Origin of the sequence: Prochlorococcus marinus str. MIT 9515 (assembly GCF_000015665.1) — a bacterium.
GTDB lineage: Bacteria > Cyanobacteriota > Cyanobacteriia > PCC-6307 > Cyanobiaceae > Prochlorococcus_A > Prochlorococcus_A marinus_P.
This window is the reverse complement of record NC_008817.1, coordinates 303491-324343: the sequence shown is the minus strand read 5'-3', so window position 1 is coordinate 324343 and position 20853 is coordinate 303491. Positions and strand designations below refer to the sequence as shown.

General features: G+C 32.4%; 26 protein-coding genes and 1 tRNA gene. 13 read left to right on the top strand and 14 right to left on the bottom strand.

The window, feature by feature from the left end; genetic code table 11:
* Positions 1-68 precede the first annotated feature (68 nt).
* The 4 genes from P9515_RS01740 to P9515_RS01725 form a co-directional block, all read right to left on the bottom strand.
* Positions 69-650, bottom strand: a complete 582-nt coding sequence (locus tag P9515_RS01740; protein ID WP_011819668.1) for an L-threonylcarbamoyladenylate synthase — start codon at positions 648-650, stop codon at positions 69-71.
* Positions 651-668: 18 nt separating this feature from the next.
* Entirely contained in the window at positions 669-1538 is an 870-nt protein-coding gene (prmC, locus tag P9515_RS01735) for a peptide chain release factor N(5)-glutamine methyltransferase (RefSeq protein WP_011819667.1), read from the bottom strand.
* A gap of 12 nt (positions 1539-1550) precedes the next feature.
* Complete coding sequence (psbM, locus tag P9515_RS01730) at positions 1551-1703, bottom strand: photosystem II reaction center protein PsbM (RefSeq protein ID WP_011819666.1); 153 nt, start codon at positions 1701-1703, stop codon at positions 1551-1553.
* Between the two features lie 102 nt (positions 1704-1805).
* Positions 1806-2168 carry a 2Fe-2S iron-sulfur cluster-binding protein gene (locus P9515_RS01725; protein WP_011819665.1) on the bottom strand — a complete coding sequence of 121 codons (363 nt, stop codon included), beginning with the start codon at positions 2166-2168 and terminating at the stop codon, positions 1806-1808.
* A gap of 224 nt (positions 2169-2392) precedes the next feature.
* On the opposite strand from P9515_RS01725, the gene psbB reads away from it, so the two are divergent.
* From psbB to P9515_RS01700, 6 genes are all read left to right on the top strand, one after another.
* Positions 2393-3916: a photosystem II chlorophyll-binding protein CP47 gene (gene psbB, locus P9515_RS01720; RefSeq protein WP_011819664.1), complete on the top strand. Its 1524-nt coding sequence runs from the start codon at positions 2393-2395 to the stop codon at positions 3914-3916.
* A 23-nt stretch (positions 3917-3939) separates the two neighbouring features.
* Positions 3940-4038 (top strand): photosystem II reaction center protein T, encoded by a 99-nt coding sequence (locus P9515_RS09270; RefSeq protein ID WP_011131951.1) that lies wholly within the window; start codon positions 3940-3942, stop codon positions 4036-4038.
* Positions 4039-4139: 101 nt separating this feature from the next.
* On the top strand, positions 4140-4619 hold the full coding sequence (gene nrdR, locus P9515_RS01715) for a transcriptional regulator NrdR (RefSeq protein ID WP_011819663.1): 480 nt from the start codon (positions 4140-4142) through the stop codon (positions 4617-4619).
* Between the two features lie 106 nt (positions 4620-4725).
* Positions 4726-5817 (top strand): 30S ribosomal protein S1, encoded by a 1092-nt coding sequence (locus tag P9515_RS01710; protein ID WP_011819662.1) that lies wholly within the window; start codon positions 4726-4728, stop codon positions 5815-5817.
* Positions 5818-5937: 120 nt separating this feature from the next.
* The gene (gene metK, locus P9515_RS01705) at positions 5938-7179 is read left to right on the top strand and encodes a methionine adenosyltransferase (RefSeq protein WP_011819661.1); all 1242 of its coding nucleotides are present in this window, start codon (positions 5938-5940) and stop codon (positions 7177-7179) included.
* A gap of 726 nt (positions 7180-7905) precedes the next feature.
* Positions 7906-7978, top strand: a tRNA-Phe gene (locus tag P9515_RS01700).
* 296 nt (positions 7979-8274) lie between these two features.
* Here the strand turns inward: P9515_RS01700 and P9515_RS01695 are convergent.
* Together P9515_RS01695 and P9515_RS01690 are read right to left on the bottom strand one after the other, a co-directional pair.
* The gene (locus P9515_RS01695) at positions 8275-8469 is read right to left on the bottom strand and encodes a hypothetical protein (protein ID WP_041710548.1); all 195 of its coding nucleotides are present in this window, start codon (positions 8467-8469) and stop codon (positions 8275-8277) included.
* A 220-nt stretch (positions 8470-8689) separates the two neighbouring features.
* The gene (locus P9515_RS01690; RefSeq protein WP_011819660.1) at positions 8690-9109 is read right to left on the bottom strand and encodes a hypothetical protein; all 420 of its coding nucleotides are present in this window, start codon (positions 9107-9109) and stop codon (positions 8690-8692) included.
* 218 nt (positions 9110-9327) lie between these two features.
* Here P9515_RS01690 and P9515_RS01685 point away from each other — a divergent pair, with 218 nt between their 5' ends.
* From P9515_RS01685 to P9515_RS01675, 3 genes are all read left to right on the top strand, one after another.
* Positions 9328-9957: a TVP38/TMEM64 family protein gene (locus P9515_RS01685; protein WP_041710547.1), complete on the top strand. Its 630-nt coding sequence runs from the start codon at positions 9328-9330 to the stop codon at positions 9955-9957.
* Between the two features lie 109 nt (positions 9958-10066).
* Entirely contained in the window at positions 10067-10246 is a 180-nt protein-coding gene (locus P9515_RS01680) for a hypothetical protein (protein WP_011819658.1), read from the top strand.
* Positions 10221-10772 carry a phycobiliprotein lyase gene (locus P9515_RS01675; RefSeq protein ID WP_011819657.1) on the top strand — a complete coding sequence of 184 codons (552 nt, stop codon included), beginning with the start codon at positions 10221-10223 and terminating at the stop codon, positions 10770-10772. Before P9515_RS01680 ends, P9515_RS01675 begins: the two co-directional genes overlap by 26 nt.
* Here P9515_RS01675 and P9515_RS01670 read toward each other — a convergent pair.
* On the bottom strand, positions 10756-11283 hold the full coding sequence (locus P9515_RS01670) for a globin family protein (RefSeq protein WP_011819656.1): 528 nt from the start codon (positions 11281-11283) through the stop codon (positions 10756-10758). The genes P9515_RS01675 and P9515_RS01670 overlap by 17 nt on opposite strands.
* 180 nt (positions 11284-11463) lie before the next feature.
* Between P9515_RS01670 and P9515_RS01665 the strand changes: the two genes are divergently transcribed.
* Genes P9515_RS01665 through P9515_RS01655 form a run of 3 tightly spaced genes read left to right on the top strand, consistent with a single transcriptional unit; the run spans position 11464 to position 15364 of the window.
* Positions 11464-11664, top strand: coding sequence for a hypothetical protein (locus P9515_RS01665; protein WP_011819655.1), 201 nt, complete (start codon positions 11464-11466; stop codon positions 11662-11664).
* Positions 11665-11700: 36 nt separating this feature from the next.
* Entirely contained in the window at positions 11701-14109 is a 2409-nt protein-coding gene (locus tag P9515_RS01660; RefSeq protein ID WP_011819654.1) for a UvrD-helicase domain-containing protein, read from the top strand.
* Between the two features lie 7 nt (positions 14110-14116).
* Positions 14117-15364, top strand: coding sequence for a tRNA nucleotidyltransferase/poly(A) polymerase family protein (locus tag P9515_RS01655; protein ID WP_011819653.1), 1248 nt, complete (start codon positions 14117-14119; stop codon positions 15362-15364).
* Between the two features lie 3 nt (positions 15365-15367).
* On the opposite strand, the gene selD is transcribed toward P9515_RS01655, so the two are convergent.
* Positions 15368-17536 (bottom strand): selenide, water dikinase SelD, encoded by a 2169-nt coding sequence (selD, locus tag P9515_RS01650; protein WP_011819652.1) that lies wholly within the window; start codon positions 17534-17536, stop codon positions 15368-15370.
* 10 nt (positions 17537-17546) lie between these two features.
* On the opposite strand from selD, the gene mtnP reads away from it, so the two are divergent.
* On the top strand, positions 17547-18446 hold the full coding sequence (mtnP, locus tag P9515_RS01645) for an S-methyl-5'-thioadenosine phosphorylase (protein ID WP_011819651.1): 900 nt from the start codon (positions 17547-17549) through the stop codon (positions 18444-18446).
* 37 nt (positions 18447-18483) lie between these two features.
* On the opposite strand, the gene P9515_RS01640 is transcribed toward mtnP, so the two are convergent.
* From P9515_RS01640 to P9515_RS01620, 6 genes are all read right to left on the bottom strand, one after another.
* Positions 18484-18678 carry a photosystem II reaction center protein J gene (locus P9515_RS01640; RefSeq protein WP_011131937.1) on the bottom strand — a complete coding sequence of 65 codons (195 nt, stop codon included), beginning with the start codon at positions 18676-18678 and terminating at the stop codon, positions 18484-18486.
* Positions 18679-18687: 9 nt separating this feature from the next.
* A complete protein-coding gene (locus P9515_RS09265; protein WP_011819650.1) occupies positions 18688-18807 on the bottom strand; it encodes a photosystem II reaction center protein PsbL in 120 nt (39 codons plus the stop codon).
* 11 nt (positions 18808-18818) lie between these two features.
* Entirely contained in the window at positions 18819-18965 is a 147-nt protein-coding gene (gene psbF / locus P9515_RS01635) for a cytochrome b559 subunit beta (protein WP_011819649.1), read from the bottom strand.
* A gap of 2 nt (positions 18966-18967) precedes the next feature.
* Entirely contained in the window at positions 18968-19216 is a 249-nt protein-coding gene (gene psbE, locus P9515_RS01630; protein ID WP_011819648.1) for a cytochrome b559 subunit alpha, read from the bottom strand.
* Positions 19217-19339: 123 nt separating this feature from the next.
* Complete coding sequence (locus tag P9515_RS01625) at positions 19340-20353, bottom strand: photosynthesis system II assembly factor Ycf48 (RefSeq protein WP_011819647.1); 1014 nt, start codon at positions 20351-20353, stop codon at positions 19340-19342.
* A 9-nt stretch (positions 20354-20362) separates the two neighbouring features.
* Positions 20363-20791 (bottom strand): rubredoxin, encoded by a 429-nt coding sequence (locus P9515_RS01620; protein ID WP_011819646.1) that lies wholly within the window; start codon positions 20789-20791, stop codon positions 20363-20365.
* Positions 20792-20853 lie beyond the last annotated feature (62 nt).

The window sequence follows — 20853 nt, the reverse complement described above, 5'->3', positions numbered from 1 at the left end:
AGATAAAGGTGCAAATATCCAATAAAAAAAAAATTGTATTAAAAAAATAAAAAAGAAAAGAGAAAGCATCACTTTATTCCTGGAATGAAAACTTCCCCTTCCCTAATGAGTTTCCATTTCTCATTATTCACCCAAGATATAATTGTACTTGCTTTTCCACTACATTTTGGCCAAGGAACAGGTCCTAAAATATCCACATTAGGCAAGTCAAATGAAATATCTTTTGCATTTGTAGAGGGTGGTAAACCTGAGATATTTGCACTTGATGTTAACAAAGGGCCACTTTCCTTTATAAGGTAATTGGCCATAATTGAATTGGGAATTCTTAAACCTAATGTCAAATTTTTATTAGAAAACAATGGTTTACTTTTCTCAGAAATAGGAATAATCATTGTTAATGGTCCCGGCCAATACCTAGAAGCCATATATTTGTAATCCTCAAAAGCAGTTTTATGAACAAACTCATTTAATTGAAAACTTTCAGCTCCCATCAAAATCAAAGGTTTCTTTACATCTCTTTGTTTAATCTTATAAATTATCTCTGAGAACTTTGGGAGGCATCCAATAGCAGGTAAAGTATCAGTATGAAAAATTATAGGTAAGCCAATATTTAGTTTTTCTACAGCTAATTTATTAGCAATAACATTCATTCGTTTTCTCCTAATAAATTATTTATATCTTCCAATTGTAAATCTTCCAATTCCAGACAAATCTTTTAATACTTCTACATCAGTAAATTGATTTTCAATAAATAATTGTTTTACTCTGGCACCTTGATCAAAATGATTCTCAATTAATAACCAACCTTTTTCTTTTAAGTATAAAGGGGCATATTTAACTATTTCCCTTACGTGATCCAAACCATCTTCTCCTCCCAAAAGAGCATTCTTAGGTTCAAAATTCTTTACCTCTATTGGTAATTCTTCATAAGTATTTTTTGGAATATATGGAGGATTAGCTACCGCAAAATCTATCTCCCCTTTGAGATATGTTAGAGGCTCCCACCAATTCCCACTATAAAATTTCAAATTAGATTGATTAGAGTTATTAGCAAAGTTTCTCGAGGCTATCTCTACAGCATTTTTATTAATATCCGTTGCAATTCCATTCCAGCTTGGATTTTCTAAAGCTAACGAGATACTAATTGCACCTGAACCAGTTCCTAAATCTGCAAAAATAATTTGTCCTTTATTATTATCAAATTTTCTCGATATTATCTCAACCACAAGTTCTGTTTCCGGACGTGGTATTAGAACCTTATCTGAAACCTCTAATTTGAGATTTCTCCAATAACAAATACCACTTAAATATTGAATAGGAATATTAGTACTGAGATGCTTCCCCCAAAAAAATTCAAGGGAGTCTAAATCTAATTTAAATTTTAAATTTTTTTCTGCTTTTATTGTGAGTGAATTTAATTCTTTTTTTGATAATCCACCCAATAAATCTATCAAAAGACTAAACGATTTTTTATCACCACCTTTTAAGAGTTGTTTCTTTTTCCATACCGAAAAGTTTTCAGCAGAAATTTCGAACATTAAATAACTTAATTAGCGCTTTGGGCCAAGTTTACCTTTACCGGAATCTGAGTAAAAGCTTGATTTTTCTCCATCTTGCGTGGAAATAAATAAACCAATCAAAAAAATAGTTGGTACTCCCACAAAGAGAAGGCTTGCTACGAAACCAAAATTTGTTGTTTCCATTTAAAAATACAAATTCAATAATATTATGACTATAGACATTTAAATGGAAATTAAGTGGAAAAGTCGGAAAATTACACTAACTCATTAACAGTCTTAAACAATTTATCTAGGTAGTTTTTTATTTTCAGCTGATTCTTTCAATTCTTTCAAATTTGGTGGAGGAGATTGAGGTTTAGTGAGTATTATCGCAGATGAACTTATTAGGGTTTGACAAGCAAGCCTCCAGTTTTCAGGTCTATTTTTGAGTTTTTCCTGTTCAACTGCAGTAATAGGACTAAGCGAATTTTTCGTTCCTCCTTCCAAAGAAATAAAGCAAGTACTACATTGGCCAACTCCCCCACAATTGCCTAATAATCCCTTTAATCCATAAAGTTGTAATTTCTCTTTAATTACTAACTCTCTCAAATTTTCTCCAGGTTTGCATTTGATGTCCACTCCTTCTCGGATAAATCTGATAGTTGTCATTTTTTTTTGTTATTTTCAACTATTTTGGCGTTTTACCTTGAGAATTGTGACCAAAATATTAACATATTTTTGTTGAAAATTCCCTAATAATGCAGTTGTGCAGTTGTATCTGACTAGTTTTACTAAGAAAATTAATTTATTTACAAAACTCTCTCAAAGTCAAAAAAAACCCTAATATCATGATGTTTAGCTGTTCATTCAGCATCGTCACAAGAATTTAACCGATGGGATTGCCTTGGTATCGAGTTCACACAGTAGTTATCAACGACCCCGGTCGACTACTAGCTGTGCATCTCATGCATACTGCATTATTAGCCGGCTGGGCCGGCTCAATGGCTCTATATGAATTAGCCATTTTTGATCCTTCAGACGCTGTTCTCAATCCAATGTGGAGACAGGGGATGTATGTCATGCCATTCATGGCAAGATTAGGAATCACTAGTAGTTGGAACGGATGGGATATTACTGGTGCTACAGGAGTTGACCCAGGATTCTGGAGCTTTGAAGGTGTTGCTGCAGCCCACATCGTTTTTAGTGGACTGCTAATGCTTGCTTCGATCTGGCATTGGACATATTGGGATTTAGATCTATGGGAAGACGAAAGAACAGGAGAACCTGCTCTTGATCTTCCTAGAATATTTGGTATTCACCTTCTTTTAGCTGGAATTACTTGTTTTGGATTTGGAGCTTTTCACTGTGCAAATGTAGGCATTTGGGTTTCTGACCCATATGGTTTAACAGGTCATGTAGAACCCGTTGCACCATCATGGGGAGCCGATGGATTTAATCCGTTCAATCCTGGTGGTATAGTTGCAAATCACATTGCAGCCGGGCTTCTTGGAATTATAGGTGGAATTTTCCATATTACTAATAGACCAGGTGAGAGGCTCTACAAAGCATTAAGGTTAGGAAGCTTAGAGGGTGTTTTAGCAAGCGCTTTAGCTGCTGTTCTTTTTGTATCTTTTGTTGTCGCTGGAACAATGTGGTATGGATCTGCAACAACGCCTGTAGAATTATTTGGCCCTACAAGATACCAATGGGACTCTGGTTACTTCAAAACTGAAATTAATAGAAGAGTACAAGCAGCTATTGATGACGGAGCGACTAGGGAAGAAGCATATGCTGCAATTCCTGAAAAGTTAGCTTTCTACGACTATGTAGGAAATAGTCCTGCAAAAGGAGGATTGTTTAGGGTTGGAGCTCTTGTAAATGGAGATGGATTACCCACAGGATGGCAGGGGCATACTGTATTCACAGATAAAGAAGGCAATGACTTAGAAGTCAGAAGAATTCCTAATTTCTTTGAAAACTTCCCCGTTATTCTCGAAGATAAACAGGGTAATGTAAGAGCTGATATCCCATTTAGAAGAGCTGAAGCAAAGTATTCTTTTGAACAAACTGGCATCACAGCTACAATTTATGGTGGTGATCTTAATGGTCAAACATTTACAGACCCAGCTGTGGTTAAAAGACTAGCCCGTAAAGCTCAGTTAGGAGAGGCATTCAAGTTTGATAGAGAAACCTATAAATCTGATGGTGTTTTCCGTAGTTCTCCAAGAGCTTGGTTTACATATGCACATTTATGTTTCGGATTACTATTCCTATTTGGACACTGGTGGCACGCCTCTAGAACCCTCTATAAAGATAGATTCGCTGGTATTGACGCTGAGATAGGAGATCAAGTTGAGTTTGGTCTCTTTAAGAAACTTGGTGACGAAACCACCAGAAGAATCCCAGGAAGGGTTTAAATTAAACTTTATTATTATTTCTTATGGAAGCATTTGCTTACGTTCTTATTTTAACTCTCGCAGTTGTTACTCTATTTTTTGCAGTCGCTTTTAGAGATCCACCTAAATTCGATAGAAAATAAAGTAAAAAACCCTCCATAATTTAGGAGGGTTTTTTTTTACTACTTTTCATAATCGTGATATTAATCTACTATTAGAGGTAAAGATTGTATTAATTCACTATATGCAGTGTCCGACCTGTCAAAATACAGATAGCAGAGTTTTAGAATCAAGATCTGCTGATACAGGAAAAAGTGTAAGAAGAAGAAGAGAGTGTTTAAATTGCAGCTTTAGATTTACTACTTATGAAAGAGTTGAGACGATGCCAATTTCTGTCCTGAAAAAGGACGGGAGCAGAGAATTATTTAATAAAGATAAATTAGTTACTGGGATTTCTAGAGCATGCGAAAAAACAACATTTTCTAGAGAAGCGATTATTGATTTTGTTGACTCTATTGAATCGCAAATAATACAAGACTCAAATAAAGATATTAAATCCTCTCAAATTGGAGAATTAATTCTTAAAGGCTTAAGGAAAGAAAACGAAGTTGCTTACATAAGATACGCATCAGTATATAGGAAGTTTAATGGGGTAAAAGACTTTGTTTCAACTCTCGAATCTCTAAAAGGCAGTTCAAAAAATGAATTAGCTTCAATTTTATAAATTAAGCATATTAAAGTGTAGAATATTAAATACAATAAATTGCTCTTTAGTTTGCAGGCTAAAAGTAATCCTATCTAACTACCCCAGGTAGTCTGCGTTTTAACAAATGATTGAAAATTCTTCCGAAACCATAAAAGAAATTTCAGACGATAAAGAAATTGAAAATTCAACTGTAAAAGAAAATACTTCAGAAACTCCAAAAATTGAAGACTTATCATTTGAGTCCAAGGATATTCCCTCTGCAGATTCTTCATCAAGTAGAAGAAATAGTGATCTTGATAGTGCAGGATTTACTCAAGAAGATTTTGCATCATTACTAGGAAAGTATGATTACAATTTCAAACCTGGGGATCTTGTTAATGGTACGGTTTTTGCATTAGAGCCTAAAGGAGCGATGATAGATATCGGTGCTAAGACTGCTGCTTTTATGCCTATGCAAGAAGTATCAATAAATAGAGTTGAAGGACTTAGTGATGTTTTGCAGCCTTCAGAAAGTAGAGAATTTTTTATAATGAGTGAAGAGAATGAAGATGGTCAATTAGCATTATCAATTAGAAGGATAGAATATCAAAGAGCTTGGGAAAGAGTAAGACAATTACAAAAAGAGGATGCCACCATATATTCTGAGGTTTTCGCAACTAATAGAGGGGGTGCTTTAGTTAGAGTTGAGGGATTAAGAGGTTTTATCCCTGGATCTCATATCAGTGCAAGGAAAATAAAAGAAGATTTAGAGGGAGAATATTTACCTTTGAAATTTCTGGAAGTAGACGAAGAAAGAAACAGATTAGTTCTAAGTCACCGAAGGGCTTTAGTTGAGAAAAAAATGAATAGGCTTGAAGTCGGTGAAGTAGTTGTAGGTTCTGTAAAAGGAATAAAACCTTATGGTGCTTTTATTGATATCGGAGGTGTAAGTGGTCTTCTACATATATCTGAAATTAGTCATGAACATATTGAAACTCCTCATAATGTATTGAATGTAACAGATCAAATGAAAGTGATGATAATAGATTTAGATTCAGAAAGAGGGAGAATATCCTTATCAACAAAAGCTTTAGAACCTGAACCAGGAGATATGTTAACCGACCCACAAAAAGTTTTTGACAAAGCTGAAGAAATGGCTGCAAAATATAAGCAAATGTTACTTGAGCAAACTGATGAGAATGATGAGCAAACAGCAGATATTCCTGAAAGTGAATAATTTTTTAAGTGCTAATTGTCTTAACAACAAATACAAATGTTTAATGTAATTTCAACTTAATAACTATTGATTAATATTTGCAATTTAAATTAGGATTAAAAGTAATTATTAAAATTATAAATGAGCGATTTTATCTTTACTTCTGAATCCGTTACTGAGGGTCATCCTGACAAGATATGTGATCAAATAAGTGACGCAGTTTTAGATGCTTTATTGAAAGAGGATCCAGAAAGTAGAGTGGCCTGCGAAACAGTAGTAAATACTGGTCTTTGTTTACTTACAGGTGAAATCACCTCAAGAGCAAAGCTCGATTATATAAAACTTGTAAGGAAAGTAATTAAAGAAATTGGTTATGAAGGTGCAAAAGCGGGAGGCTTTGACTCAAATAGCTGTGCAGTTTTAGTAGCTCTTGATGAGCAATCACCTGATATCTCCCAAGGAGTAAATGAAGCAGATGATCTGAATGAGGATTTGGAAAATAATACTGGTGCCGGGGACCAAGGGATAATGTTTGGCTATGCATGCGATGAAACCCCTGAATTAATGCCATTACCAATTAGCTTGGCTCACAGATTAGCAAGACAGCTTGCAAAAGTAAGGCATGAGAACGTGCTTGAATATCTCCTCCCTGATGGAAAGACCCAAGTAAGTATTGATTACAAAAAAGGGGTTCCTGTCTCAATAAACACCATTTTAATTTCAACTCAGCACAGAGCCGAGATTGATGGCATCATAAATGAGAAAGAAATTCGTCAAAAGATAACAGATGATTTATGGATCAATGTTGTTTTACCGGTAACTGAAGATTTAGAAATCAAACCAAGCAAGGAAAAGACAAGATTCTTGGTAAACCCCACAGGTAAATTTGTTGTCGGAGGACCTCAAGGAGATGCGGGACTCACTGGGAGAAAAATAATTGTGGATACTTATGGTGGCTATGCGAGGCATGGAGGTGGCGCATTCTCAGGTAAAGATCCTACAAAAGTTGACAGATCAGCCGCTTATGCAGCACGTTATGTAGCTAAAAGCATTGTAAAAGCAAAATTAGCAAAAAAGGCGGAAGTACAATTAAGTTACGCTATTGGAGTTGCAAAACCAATTTCAATTCTTGTTGACACTTTTGGAACTAGTGTTATTTCTCAAGATAATTTGAAAGAGCTAATAGAAAACAATTTTGATTTAAGGCCCGCAGCAATAATAAAAGAATTTGATTTAAGAAATCTACCCAAAAAATTGGGTGGGGAATTTTACAGAAAGACTGCATCCTATGGACATTTTGGTAGAAATGATCTAAACCTTCCTTGGGAAAGTGTAGAAGTAAAAGCAGCCCAGCTAGTAGAGGCCTCAAAAGATTTCTTGTAAAAATTTATGCGAGATGATTTTTTTGGGGTTTAAATTTTAGGAATAGTGGTGTAACAATATCCATAATAAATTTAAAAAGTCATTAAAAATACCGATTCTTGAATTACTTTTTTTGAAAAGCTTCTAAATTGTTTACCTATTTAGATAAAAAGCGATATTGTAAATTTAGCAATCGCTATTATTAAAAAAGATCATTACAAATTTGAGGATTGGATATACGGAGTCGCCTCAAATCCTAGAAATGGAATTTTATTTGAACTTTTTTCTGATTTCGAAATAAAAGATTTTAGTAGACAAATAAATAATTGAAAGAAATCATCTAACTATTTCCACTCCATAGTAGAGATGAAAAATTTCGAGTAATGACCCTTGTATAGAATCTATACTTATCCCTAGACCAGTTGAAGACTAATGTTATTTGCATACATTATTCGAAGGTCTAGCTGAAATTGAATTAAAAGGATAATAAAAATTAAATATGTTTACTTACAGTTTCATTCCAAAAATAGGGATTATTAGATGTTAAAAAGTCCCCAGTGGATAGTAATAAGAGAAAAATTACTAATATCATCATAGTTTCGAGCAAAAAAGTTCATTAGGAACTTCAGAATTAGCAATTGATATAAAAAAATAGTATTCATTTGTTATTTCTTTAATCAAGATATAAAATTTTAATGAAAAGGGTTTCACAAACTACACATCTTAATTTAGAGTATATAAGTTAGAGCCGGGATAGCTCAGTTGGTAGAGCAGGCGACTGAAAATCGCCGTGTCCCCAGTTCAAATCTGGGTCCTGGCACCTTCAAACTCAGTCAAAGACTGGGTTTTTATTATTTATAGATTCATTATAGATTGAATATATGACTCAAAATAATTAGATAATAGTAATTCCCCTTTAGTAATAGGAGGAATATTTATTAGAATCAAAAACAATTTTTTGAGAATTTGTATATCAAGTCAGTTCCAAATAAATTTTTGTTGATTTTTGTACTACTATGGCTTACACATGATTTCTGATGTTCTATTTACTGTTCCAAAAACTGTTCTAGTTACAAAAAGATTTCTGATGTTCTATTTACTGTTCTAAAAACTGTTCTAGTTACATTCCTTGTTTTTCAATCTATTGAACATACATTTACTATTTATAATCATCCCGCTGTAATCCGTAAGATTTAGTTCTTTTATCCAAGAATCAATATCCTTTAAATCATTAGACTTGTTTGGCACATAAAAGATTACCTCCTTTGAAGGCTCTATTACTAAGTAAGGTGGTATCTTTACTGTTTTCATAAAACAGATATTATCTAATAATTTTTTTTTACAATAAAAATGTCATGGAAACAGAACGATTTTGCGGTGGATGAATCAAGTCAAAATTCATATAAATTGAAGTCAAAATATATTATTTGAATAATTTCAAAAGAAATAAGGATTCCGTTCGACTAAGATTTATTTCCTTCAAGAACTGTTCCAAAGTATGGTTTTATTAAAATATTTCTAAATTAAAATCTTAGTTTTCAACTCTACATACTTGACCAATAACACCTAAAATCAGTTGATCTCCATTTGGATCTTTCCAATCAGCTAAATTATTTAAGCGGCTATTAGCCTCATCGGTAAAAACATCAACATCCCTAAAGGATTTCTCAAAACAATTTATATCCATTGTATAAAGGATATCTTGAGTAATTTCGCTTTTAGTTTTTGGAATGAATTTGCTCAATACTCTTACAGAGCCATCTTCATTCCTTTTTATACTTTTTCTATCCCATAATTGTTCTCCGTATTCACTAATTGGTACTCCAACCCACTCATGAGATAAAGCGTATGTTTGTTTTATTGATATGCTAAAAACGACAATTATCGAAAGAATCAAGGCCAAGGTATTCTGGGAAACTATTGATGAAAGTTTAGTCTTGATTTGAGTCATAAAATTTTTGAACACAATTATAAATCTATAAGTTGAAATCTTTAAAATTTTTAGTTATAAATTTTTATTTAGGATCTAAAATGTTTTTAAATTATAAATTGGGATGCAGACTATAAGATTAAAACTTTGTAAAAAATTTTATTGATTAGTATTTATTTTATAGATAGAATCAAATATTAAATTCCAAAGTTACTTCTTAAAAAATTGTCAGACAAATAATGAATAAAATTCAGAAATTCCTTTCAGTAGTTTTTTTTATAGCAATATTTATTGTATTAATTTATTTGATCCAAAATTATGGAATTGATCCTCTTAGGGACAAGGTAGAAAGTATGGGCATTTGGGCGCCTGTTGGAATATTCGTTCTTAGGGGAGTAAGCATAATTTTACCTGCTCTACCGAGCTCAGCCTATTCACTTCTGGCTGGCTCCTTATTAGGATTCCAGAAAGGTTACATAACAATTGTCTTTTCTGATATCGTTTTTTGCCAAGCAGCTTTTTTCATAGCAAGATATTTTGGTCGTGGTCCTGTTCGTGGGTTAGTGGGTTCAAAAGCAATGAAAAGAATTGAAAGTTTTAATCAAAACCAATTAGAGGAAAATTTCTTTCTAATGACAGGTCTTCTTATGACTGGACTTTTTGATTTTCTTAGCTACGCAATAGGTATTGGAGGAACTCGATGGAAAATATTCACTCCTGCCTTATTAATAAGCCTTCTAATAAGTGATTCCATTTTAGTTGCTGTTGGAGCTGGAGTTAGTCAAGGAGCGGGGTTATTTTTAGGAATAGCTCTTCTTGGTATGTTTGCGTTAGCTACTATTTCAGGCTTAGCAAAAAGAAAAATTTAAAAATAAAGAATTCTGAAACCTGAAAAAAGATATAACATTTTTGCAAACAACAACATCTAAAATGACTATTCATGCAAGAATATAATTCTGTTGATTTCTAAAATTTTATATGACTCCATTTAGACCAACATCATACGATCGTCCTGGAGAACAAATATCAACTACGCCTTCCGGCTTAAAAGTGACTTCTGCAAAAAGATTAATGGTAGATTCAATGGTAAGGATGATTCAAAAAGCTAACCATTATTCAGTAGAAGAAAAACTTGACGAAGAATCTCATAACAATTAATGAATTCATAAGAAAAAGTTTAGGAGAGTGGAAATCCATAAGAAGCACTCACTCTCTTGCTTTTCAGGAAGTAGAAAATTCAAGTAGTAGAATATTAATACAAGAATTAGAAATAAATAATAAAAATGTAGTTGAACTTTTAGAAAAATCTAATTTAGGTTTTAAACCTTCTGTTATTGCAATATCAATAAGTTGGCAGGCTATTAGCGATTGGGAGATGGATCAAAAAATTGAGAAAGATAAGACTATATTATTATTTTCACCAAAAGATAAAAACAAAGGAATTGTTATACGCAATAAGGGATATTCTGAATCGGTGATTGTATCTTCAGAATATTTAATTGATGGGAATAACAACTTAAATATTAAAACTGTTTACAGTACAACAATTTCTGAAGAGAGAATTTGTTTTTTATCAACTCATATAAGATCTAGATTTTCAGTAATTAGAAATCTAGAAAACAATACCGTGATACAAACCTCACATGCATCAGAGATAAGAAATATATCTACTTTAAGAGATTGATTATTCTTTCAAATTGAAACTCTGTGTTACTAATTAAATCTTGAAGAAATCTCTTTTCTCCTGACATTTCATTAACTGTGGATTTTAAATCAGAAATTGTTGCATCTCTCATCAGTTCAAAAACTCGGATTGCATTTTTCAGAGGCACTCCAAGGGCTAAATAAGTATTTTTAAGATCCTTTAAACAGCTTTTAGATAAAACCGATTCATCATCCGAAATTAAAAGATAAGAAACAATCCTTAAGATTATTTCTCCATCTCTTAGACAAACAGACATCTTATTTGTGGAATCTATGGAGATTTTTGAATTTATTGAATCTTGATTTTCACAAATCATTGCGGTCACTGCATCAGCGGCAATTGCGTGAGAATTATTTGTTATCGAATTTATTGCATCTAACCTTGAGTTTGCAGTATTTATAAATTCTTTTATGTATTCAATATTTTTATTATTTATATTTTCTAATTTTCTATCGGTTGATAAAATTTGATTATTATTTGGTACAGACATTCCTAAATTAAAAACTTAAAATTTCTATTTATGCACTATAGAACAGAGTAAATTAAAAAAATTTCATTTGAAAATAAACGAAATGGTTCTTAATCAAAAACTTCATTTCGAAGTGATATTTAAAATAATGTAAATAAAAAAATTTTTTCGCTAAGATAAAACTACTTTTGATTAAAAATTTTGGATAAACAAGAATTAATATTATCAAAAAAACTTGTTTCTTCTTACAAGAAAAGATTAGAAAAAGAAATTCTTGAAAGAAGTATTAAATTAAAAATGCCTCAAAATAAGTTCGAAGAAATAATCAAAAATAATAATGAACTAATAAATTTAAAAAAAGCATTAGAAGAATTAGAGTCTAAAACTCAATCTTCAAATTAAAGTAAGTTCAAACTTTGATCATACAACCTACAGAAAGTGTCTCAAACTCACAACTTCCTTTTTAACTCTTTAAATAATGCACAACTAAAAGCAGTCAATCATATCAATGGGCCACTGCTAGTTGTAGCAGGTGCAGGTAGTGGGAAAACTAAGGCTCTTACTCATCGAATTGCTAATTTAATAGAAAATCACTCAGTAGATCCTCATAATATCTTGGCAGTAACTTTTACAAATAAAGCTGCAAAAGAAATGAAAGCAAGACTTCAAGTACTACTTGCACAAGAACTAGCTTTCAATCAATTTGGGCAGCCTTGGGCAACTCTCAAAGAATTTGATCAAAACCAATTAAGAACAAATATTGATCAAGAAAGGCTCAAGGACCTATGGATAGGAACTTTTCATTCACTATTTTCAAGGCTGTTAAGATACGATATTGAAAAATATCAAGATCCTGAAGGGTTAAGATGGACGAGGCAATTTTCTATTTATGACGAGACAGATTCTCAGACCTTGGTAAAGGAAATTATTAGTCAAGATATGAGTCTTGATCCAAAAAGATTTGATCCCAAGAAAATAAAGAGAGCAATTAGTAACGCAAAAAATCAATGTTTTACAGCTAAGGAACTCGAAGAGAAAGCTGATAATCATTTTGATAAAGTTATTGCAGATGCTTATAGAAGATACAAAATATCTCTCTCTAAAAATAATGCTTTAGATTTTGATGATCTTTTACTACTTCCGGTTTTTTTATTAAGGCAAAATGATTTAGTTAGGGATTACTGGCATAAAAGATTCCAGCATGTTTTAGTTGATGAATATCAAGATACAAATAGGACACAATATGAACTTATCAAATTAATTACGGCTGGTAATACTAAACCAAATAAATTTTGCGAATGGAATAATCGATCAATTTTTGTTGTTGGAGATGCTGATCAAAGTATTTATAGTTTTAGAGCAGCCGATTTTAGAATATTAATTGGATTTCAAGAAGATTTTAAAGGTCCATCTAATAATGATAAGAAAGCATCTTTGGTGAAATTAGAAGAAAACTATAGATCTTCATCAAATATTCTTAACGCTGCAAATTCTTTAATTGAAAATAATACTGAAAGAATTGATAAAGTTTTAAAGCCTACAAAGGAAGAAGGAGAACTTTTAAAGTTGCTTAGCTGTGATGATGAAATATCTGAAGCTGAAGCAATAACAACAAAATTAAGATCTCTAAACAATTATAATAATCAACCAATTTGGAGAAATTTCGCAATCCTATATAGGACTAGGGCTCAATCTAGGGTATTAGAAGAATCACTAGTAAGATGGAGAATACCTTATACAATCTTTGGCGGATTACGTTTTTATGACAGAAGAGAAGTTAAAGATGCAGTTGCCTATTTAAAAGTATTAGTAAATTCTTCAGATAATGTAAGCCTTTTGAGAATCATAAATGTGCCGAGAAGAGGCATAGGAAAAACAACTATTCAAAAGCTTAGTGATCTATCAATTAAGTTAAACATTCCTTTATGGGAGGTCATAAATGACAAACAAAGTTTAGATGAGACTATAGGTAGATCGTCAAAGGGCATTAATAAATTCACAGACCTGATGAATGACCTTCTTTGCTACGTAGAGAACTCAGGACCTGCTCAAATTCTTCAATTAATTTTAGAAAAAAGCGGTTATTTAAATGAATTGTTAAGGTCTGGTTCAGAGGAATCTGAAGACAGACGAAATAATCTGCAGGAATTAATAAATGCTGCTACTCAATTCGAAGAAGAGACAGAGAATGCAAATGTAGAAGGATTCTTGTCAACAGCAGCTTTAACAACAGATAATGATACGAAAAAAAATCATCCCAACTCTGTTACTTTAATGACTCTCCATAACAGTAAAGGATTAGAATTTCAAAATGTATTTATAACTGGACTCGAACAAGGTTTGTTCCCAAGCCATAGGTCCATTGATACGCCTTCTCTTCTAGAAGAAGAAAGAAGATTATGCTATGTAGGTATAACAAGAGCTAAAGAGAGAGTTTTCTTATCACATGCAAGGGAGAGGAGATTGTGGGGAGGTATGCGAGAACCAACAATTCCGTCAATCTTTCTCTCAGAAATACCAGAGGAATTAATTGATGGCGAATTACCTCAATCTGGTGGTGCTTCTATTAGAAGGGATCGACATCTTGACCGTTTAACAAGAGTAGATAGGAACAATTCAAATGAATTTTTAAATAAACCTATCAATGCAGTGAGAAAGCTATATTCCGGACCCAGCAAAGGTAAAAGTTGGATAATAGGAGATAAAGTAATTCACTCCAAATTTGGTAAGGGAGAAATTATACATATTTTTGGTAGTGGAGAAAAAATATCGTTAGCAGTTAAATTTGGAGATAAAGGTAGCAAAATTTTAGACCCAAGATTAGCTCCAATAAGAGCAATAAACTGAAATTGAAATGAATGATATTTCGGCTCATATAAATCAATCAATATTAAAAATTCCTTTTGACTTATTTAATATAATTTCTAATTATATTAAATTGCATAGCAACGTTAAAGTTGCAATAGTAGGTGGCTATATACGAGATTTATTAATCAATAAAATTCATAAAAAGACTTTTTTCAGCCCAATCGACATAGATATAGTTACTGAAGGATCTTCAGTTGATCTAGCAAAATTCATAAAAAAAAACATATCAAATGTAGAACTTTGCCTAATAAAAGAGTTTGAAATATATGACACTGTTGAATTAAATATTAACAATTTAAAAATTGATATAGCTTCTGCAAGAAAAGAAACCTATGAAGCTCCAGGATTAAATCCAATCGTACAGCATACAAGTATTGAAGAGGATTTAAAAAGAAGAGATTTTAGTATAAATGCCATAGCTTTTGAATTCTCAAAGCAAGAAATTTATGATTACTTTGATGGCATCAAACATATAAAAGAAAAAGAATTACATTTGCTGCATGAAAATAGTATTCAAGATGATCCTAGTAGAATAATAAGATGCGCAAGATATGCATCGAGATTAGGTTTTAAAATTTCAAAAAAATCACTTAAACAATCTCAAGATACTGTCAAGAGATGGCCATGGGCAGTTATTAACGATGATACTAAATCTAGATTTCCTCCAGGAATAAGTATTAGAATCAGGATGGAATTGTCAGAAATATACAAATACGACAATCTTGCAAAAATAGTTTCTTTACTAAATGATTGGGAAGTTATTTCTATTTTAAATAAAAATATTAGTATTGATAATAAATTTTTAAGGGGTTTAAAGTGGATTAAAAAATTAAAGGGAAATTATATTCTATACTTATTAAAAAATTCAGAAAATTTTGAGCTAACATGTCAAAGATTTTTTATTAATAGCAAGGAAAAGAAAATACTCAAAGATTACCTAAATATTTCAAATCAATTAGAAAATGAAAAAGAAAAATTTCTCTATTTGACTCCTTCAAATTGGACTGAATTTATTGAAACAAAAAACCTAGATGAAGAAACAGTTAAATTGTTAATTTGCAACGGGGGGGAATTTTGGAAATCATTTTTTAGATGGCTTTTTATTTATAAATTTATTAAATCAAAGAAAAGTGGAGCATCATTAAAAAGTGAAGGATGGCATCCGGGGCAAGAAATGGGTAATGAAATTAAAAGGTTGAGATATATAGAGATCGATAAAATTAAAAGAAACTGACTATCAATTTATTACTTCTCCAACCTTATACCATTCATCGTTTAAAAAACTTTCATACTTAGGATCACAACTGATCAAAAGTGGGCCACATGTTTGCGGGTCTAATAATAATGATATTTTTTCTTTAAAACTTTCACTATTAACTTTATTTTTTTTTGAAAACGAAATAATTCTATTTTTTGGTTTTTCTGAAAGAATTTGATCAATTATTTCTTTATTTGATTCGAACAGAGAACTTTTGACACCTTTACGAATTAACTCAAATACTCCTGGATAAGCCTTAAATGCTAATAAATCTAATAAGACATTTATAGGTTCAAGGTTATTATCTTTCCTTGATAAATTAGATGAATCAATCATCTCTTTAAGGTGTCCCATAAATCCGTAGCCAGTTATATCAGTTGCTGCATTTATAAACGTTTCTCCAAACTTATCTTGAAGAAAATAAATTTGTTCAATCAATGGTTGCTGGCTTTTAACTAAATTTTTCATTATCTCCTCTGAACTATCTTTCAAATTTATATTTTGCATTTGAGCAGCAAAAAATATTCCCACGCCTAAAGGTCGCGACATTAGGAGAATATCCCCTTTTTGCATACCGGATTTGAACCATGGTTTTGCTCCATTTCTCAAAACACCCTGAACAGTTAAAGAAATGTCGATTCCTAAAGAATAAGGTTTATCAACTAAACTTCTTGACTCAAAAGTATGACCTCCAATCAACTCACCTCCTTGTTCTTCAACTGTTGTTTTTATGCCCTTCAGACAATGAGTAAAAAGGTAGCTTTGAAAATCCTTTCCAACTTTAGGGAGAGATATTAAGGCCTGAACAGATGAAAGTTTTGCTCCGCAAGCCCATAAATCTGAGCAAGCATGCAAAACAGTAATTTTTGCATTTAACCAAGGATCACTTATTAATGCGGGGAATCCATCAACACTTTGAAGAATAGTTTCTTGATTATTATTATAAATTTGTACAGCATCCTCGGGAGAAGTTGCAAAATTTTCTAGTTGAGCACTTCTTAAGGATTTATTTAAAATATTTTGAGGAATTTTAGCTGCACATCCTCTACAATCCATTTCCTCACCTTCTCTGATTTTATGATTCATCTTCGGCTCTAAGATACGAAATTTTTTAATAAAACCTTCATCTATTTTATTTTTGAGATACCAAAGAAAAAAAGAAGGCCCAAACACAACATCACCATAAAAGGCAAAAGCTTTGGGAATCTTCCTAGGATAAGAATTTACTATTTGCAATCCGATTTTTTGGGGATACCATCTTTTTAATGATTTACCTTTTATGTCCTGCTGAATATTAGCTGCCAATATATTCAAAGCTTTTACTGCAAATATTCCTGATGAAGGTCTCTTAGAGGTTTCTATGACTGCGCAATCACCAGTTGCAAAAATCCCTGAAAAATTTTTCAACCTTAAATTCTGATTTGTTAAAAATCGTCCTTTTGAATCTAATTCTGAATTATAACTTTGTACCCATAGAGGTGAAGAATTTCCTGTACATAAGAGAATCTTTCCATAATCAACAGGAAGGCTTTTAACTAGTTCTATATTCGATCTATATAAACTTTTTGAAATTTTAGTATCAATTTTATATGTTTTGCAAAGAATCTTTAAAGATCTTTTTTCCCATCTTTTTCTTAGAGCAAATGCAATTTCAATTGCTGCGAGACCACTCCCAACAATAATAAAAGGTTTTTCAGGTTCAGAATCATTCTTATCTTCGTTTTTAATTAACTCATAAGCTTTAAAAAAAGGTTTAATAGGGAAAGCAATTTGATTATTGACTAAATCTTCAAATTCTCCTGAGATTTTGGTTTGACTTCCGTAGTTAAGTACTAATTTTGAGTAACCAATTGAGGGTCTATTTTTTAAACAAATTTTTTTTAAGTGAAAATCAATATTTAATACTTCATTTTGTATGAAAGATATTTTGGCCTTTTTAGCTAGAGATCTTATATCAATTAAGCTATCATTTAAAGAAATTGATTTAGAAATAACAGAAGGGAACATAGCCGAATAAACTAAATCAGTATCTCTAGATATAATTGAGATAGGTATTTCTGGCATTAATTTAGGATTCATCAACCATTTTCTCATCAAAAGAACATTTGTATGTCCTCCTCCAATTAGTACTAGATGATTAATAGTCATTTGTTTCACAATGAATAAACAGCATTTATTACCAATTAAAGAATCAAGATTAGGAGTAATTGGTGGGAGTGGTTTCTATTCAATTGACAAAATAGAATGTCATGAAGAATTTGAGGTCAATACTCCTTATGGTAAACCTTCTGATTCAATTAGGCTCTTTAAAATTGGCAACTTAGAAATTGCTTTTATAGCAAGACATGGTAGAACACATAGTCTCAATCCAACAGATATCCCTTACAAAGCTAACATTTGGGCTCTCCGATCTATTGGTGTGAGATGGATAATTGCTCCATCTGCAGTTGGCTCCCTTCAAGAACAAATTAGGCCCCTTGATATTGTTATTCCCGATCAATTTATTGATCGAACTCATAAAAGACCTACAACATTTTTTAATGAAGGAGCAGTAGCTCATGTAACTATGGGTGATCCTTTCTGTAGGAATTTATCAGAAATCCTAGCCAATGTTGGAGAAAAAACTATACCGGGGGGAAGACAATTACATAGAGGAGGAACATATCTAGCAATGGAAGGGCCGGCTTTCTCAACCAGAGCAGAATCTAACTTATATAGAAGTTGGGGTTGTTCAATAATAGGTATGACTAATCACACTGAAGCAAGATTAGCTAAAGAAGCTGAGATAGCCTATTCTTCACTATCCATGGTTACTGATTATGATTGCTGGCATCAAACTCATCAAGAAGTATCAGTAGAGATGGTTTTGGAAAATCTCAGAACTAATACTGAAGTTGCTAATAAAATTGTCTTTGAAATAGCGAAAGTTATTGATAGAGATAGACCTAAAAGCAAATCACATTTTTCTTTGAAAGATGGTTTAATAACCCCAAAAGAAAATATCCCCAGCTCTACCAAAGAAAAGCTGAAGATATTAACAGACATATATTGGAGTTAGATTAACTATATGAGACAACTAAAAAGTAATGGATACTTTAGCCTGCTCCTACTCCTTGATATGATCCATAGAAAAATATACCCAATACAAAAATAACCGCTATTCCTCCGGCTGTAGCTACCAGCCAAAGTGGAAGGGTTCCTTCAGTCCATCTTCTTTCCCAAGCAACAGCTGGTCTGCCATCAGGTAATCTATCGGGAATTCTCCCATCAGGGCCTTTTAATTTACTCATAATTTTAATTTAGTTGAAAAAGTAACTGGAAAATAAAATTCCTAAAACTAATACTGATAATACGCCTAGATAAAGGCTTGTACGATTAAGTTCTACTGGAACTTTATTTGGATTTTCGTTTACTTGCATGATTGATAAAGTTAGCGACTGATAAATTGCATAGCTGCTATAGCACCTAAGAAAAATACTGAAGGTATCGCTAGAGCGTGTACTGCTAGCCAGCGAACAGTAAAGATAGGATAAACGCGAACTTCAACAGCCTGCATTGGAGCTTGGGAATTTGACATAATTATTTTGTTCTTAAATCTAATTGAGATTTAGCATCATATCTTTGAGTTACAACAGGTGCTTTTGACTCAGACGCCTGAAAATAACTATCAGGGCGTGGAGTCCCAAATGCATCATAGGCTAAGCCTGTGTAAACAAATAGAAATCCCGCTATAAAGATAGCTGGAAGTGTTACTGCATGAATAATCCAGTATCTTATACTGGTGATTATTTCAAAGAAAGGGCGTTCACCCGTTGAACCTGCGGCCATAATCACAATTAATTACTTCTTGATCTTACAAGGAAAAATACTATGTTTGTGGAGAAATTTACAGCTTGGTTACAGACAGTTGTTAAATGACAAGAAATTTAAGAATTTTTTTATTTTTTTTAATTAACCATTCCACTTCAATATATAGCCCCTCTCTCCAAGAATAAATCCCTTGGGAGAATCCAACTCATCTTTTGCTAGAAATTGAATCTTAATAAAGTTAGTAGGCAGATCTGAGGCAATAGGGTCAGAATTCCAAGTCTTACCATCATCTTTACTAACTATTAAAGTGCCATTACCCCCTCCAGCCCAAATATTACCATCAGGGTCCCAACCCATATCCAAGTAATTATAACCATTTAAAATGGGAACTATTGGTTTGCTCCATTTTTCCACATCATTAATGTCTTCATTAAATCTTATTTCAGCTCCTCTAGATAACATCCATAAATTCCCACTTGGATTAAATCCAATACTTTGAACTCTCTTACTACTTGCTCTTTGGTGAGCTATCCAAGTATCACTTCCACTATCGAGAGTAGAGAAAAAATTTCCCAAACTACTTACACTTACATAATCTCCTTTAGATGTCCTTCTTAAATCTCTTATACCGCCCTGTTCAGAGGGATCTGATACTTTTGCTTCCCATGTTTCACCACTATTTGAAGTCTCATAAATAGCCGCTGAAGTTGTTGCTAATTGAGCAACCCCTTCATTAATAGTTGATACTAAAAAAGGTTGGCCAGGAAGTTTACCAAGAGATAACCTAGTCCAGTTTTTCCCTTCATCAATAGTATGCATTACCAAAGAAGGTTGTCCGATTAACCAGCCTTCAGAACCTTTAAAATCTATATCAAGCAAGCGAAAATTCTCTTCTGCAGGAATATCTAATGATCTCTTTTCCCATGATCGTCCTCCATCTTTTGATTCCATGATCAGTCTATTTGAACCAACTAGAAATCCATGGTTATTATCTATGAAGTCCACGTCTAATGCGTTTGACTGATCTTCAAATTGAATTGTTTCCCAAGGACTGCTTTCACTCATTTTTACACCATTTGAGGAACAGCTGGTTAAAACAAGGCAGAGAGTAAGCGATAAAATAAGATTTGGGATGCTAATTAAAAAATTTTTCATGGACTTATATTAATGCAAAGAGTATAAAGAAAGGAAACATGCCGCGGCAAATGCTAATCCACCAAAAATTAAAATATTTTTCTGACCAGGTGGCAAGCTATTAAATCCAAAGCCATAAGTTAAATTTTCTTCAAAACCACTTGGTTTTTCTCTTGGTCCTATATCTTTATATAAATTTTTACCTGCCCTGCATACTGGACAAGCAAAAATGTTACCGTCTATTAATGAAAAAGGAGTATTTTTGGGGATATTAAGCTTCTTGTTCCCTTCTATAGGATCATAAATATATCCACAACTTCTACATTCGAATCTATTTTGTTCTAAATTAATAGTAAGTTCTTTGTTGTTAAGTTTAGGGAGTTTTTCCGAAGATTCTTCCTTAGCTAAATCCTCAACTATTTGTTTATCATCAGAAGATGGTTGAATGTTTTCACTCACGATTTAGTATTTAACTAAAGTGACTCTAAAAGATTTTGCTGAATTAAGCGAATTTTCCCACT

Excerpts from the sequence above, each read along its gene's own strand:
- psbB (WP_011819664.1), top strand. The coding sequence starts at position 2,393 with ATGGGATTGCCTTGGTATCGAGTTCACACAGTAGTTATCAACGACCCC.
- psbE (WP_011819648.1), bottom strand. The coding sequence starts at position 19,216 with ATGGCCGCAGGTTCAACGGGTGAACGCCCTTTCTTTGAAATAATCACC.
- nrdR (WP_011819663.1), top strand. The coding sequence starts at position 4,140 with ATGCAGTGTCCGACCTGTCAAAATACAGATAGCAGAGTTTTAGAATCA.
- prmC (WP_011819667.1), bottom strand. The coding sequence starts at position 1,538 with ATGTTCGAAATTTCTGCTGAAAACTTTTCGGTATGGAAAAAGAAACAA.
- selD (WP_011819652.1), bottom strand. The coding sequence starts at position 17,536 with ATGACTATTAATCATCTAGTACTAATTGGAGGAGGACATACAAATGTT.
- P9515_RS01625 (WP_011819647.1), bottom strand. The coding sequence starts at position 20,353 with ATGAAAAATTTTTTAATTAGCATCCCAAATCTTATTTTATCGCTTACT.
- metK (WP_011819661.1), top strand. The coding sequence starts at position 5,938 with ATGAGCGATTTTATCTTTACTTCTGAATCCGTTACTGAGGGTCATCCT.
- psbM (WP_011819666.1), bottom strand. The coding sequence starts at position 1,703 with ATGGAAACAACAAATTTTGGTTTCGTAGCAAGCCTTCTCTTTGTGGGA.
- P9515_RS01640 (WP_011131937.1), bottom strand. The coding sequence starts at position 18,678 with ATGAGTAAATTAAAAGGCCCTGATGGGAGAATTCCCGATAGATTACCT.
- P9515_RS01685 (WP_041710547.1), top strand. The coding sequence starts at position 9,328 with ATGAATAAAATTCAGAAATTCCTTTCAGTAGTTTTTTTTATAGCAATA.
- P9515_RS01690 (WP_011819660.1), bottom strand. The coding sequence starts at position 9,109 with ATGACTCAAATCAAGACTAAACTTTCATCAATAGTTTCCCAGAATACC.
- mtnP (WP_011819651.1), top strand. The coding sequence starts at position 17,547 with ATGAATAAACAGCATTTATTACCAATTAAAGAATCAAGATTAGGAGTA.
- P9515_RS09270 (WP_011131951.1), top strand. The coding sequence starts at position 3,940 with ATGGAAGCATTTGCTTACGTTCTTATTTTAACTCTCGCAGTTGTTACT.
- psbF (WP_011819649.1), bottom strand. The coding sequence starts at position 18,965 with ATGTCAAATTCCCAAGCTCCAATGCAGGCTGTTGAAGTTCGCGTTTAT.
- P9515_RS01695 (WP_041710548.1), bottom strand. The coding sequence starts at position 8,469 with ATGAAAACAGTAAAGATACCACCTTACTTAGTAATAGAGCCTTCAAAG.
- P9515_RS01725 (WP_011819665.1), bottom strand. The coding sequence starts at position 2,168 with ATGACAACTATCAGATTTATCCGAGAAGGAGTGGACATCAAATGCAAA.
- P9515_RS01670 (WP_011819656.1), bottom strand. The coding sequence starts at position 11,283 with ATGTCTGTACCAAATAATAATCAAATTTTATCAACCGATAGAAAATTA.
- P9515_RS01740 (WP_011819668.1), bottom strand. The coding sequence starts at position 650 with ATGAATGTTATTGCTAATAAATTAGCTGTAGAAAAACTAAATATTGGC.
- P9515_RS01655 (WP_011819653.1), top strand. The coding sequence starts at position 14,117 with ATGAATGATATTTCGGCTCATATAAATCAATCAATATTAAAAATTCCT.
- P9515_RS01710 (WP_011819662.1), top strand. The coding sequence starts at position 4,726 with ATGATTGAAAATTCTTCCGAAACCATAAAAGAAATTTCAGACGATAAA.
- P9515_RS09265 (WP_011819650.1), bottom strand. The coding sequence starts at position 18,807 with ATGCAAGTAAACGAAAATCCAAATAAAGTTCCAGTAGAACTTAATCGT.
- P9515_RS01680 (WP_011819658.1), top strand. The coding sequence starts at position 10,067 with ATGACTCCATTTAGACCAACATCATACGATCGTCCTGGAGAACAAATA.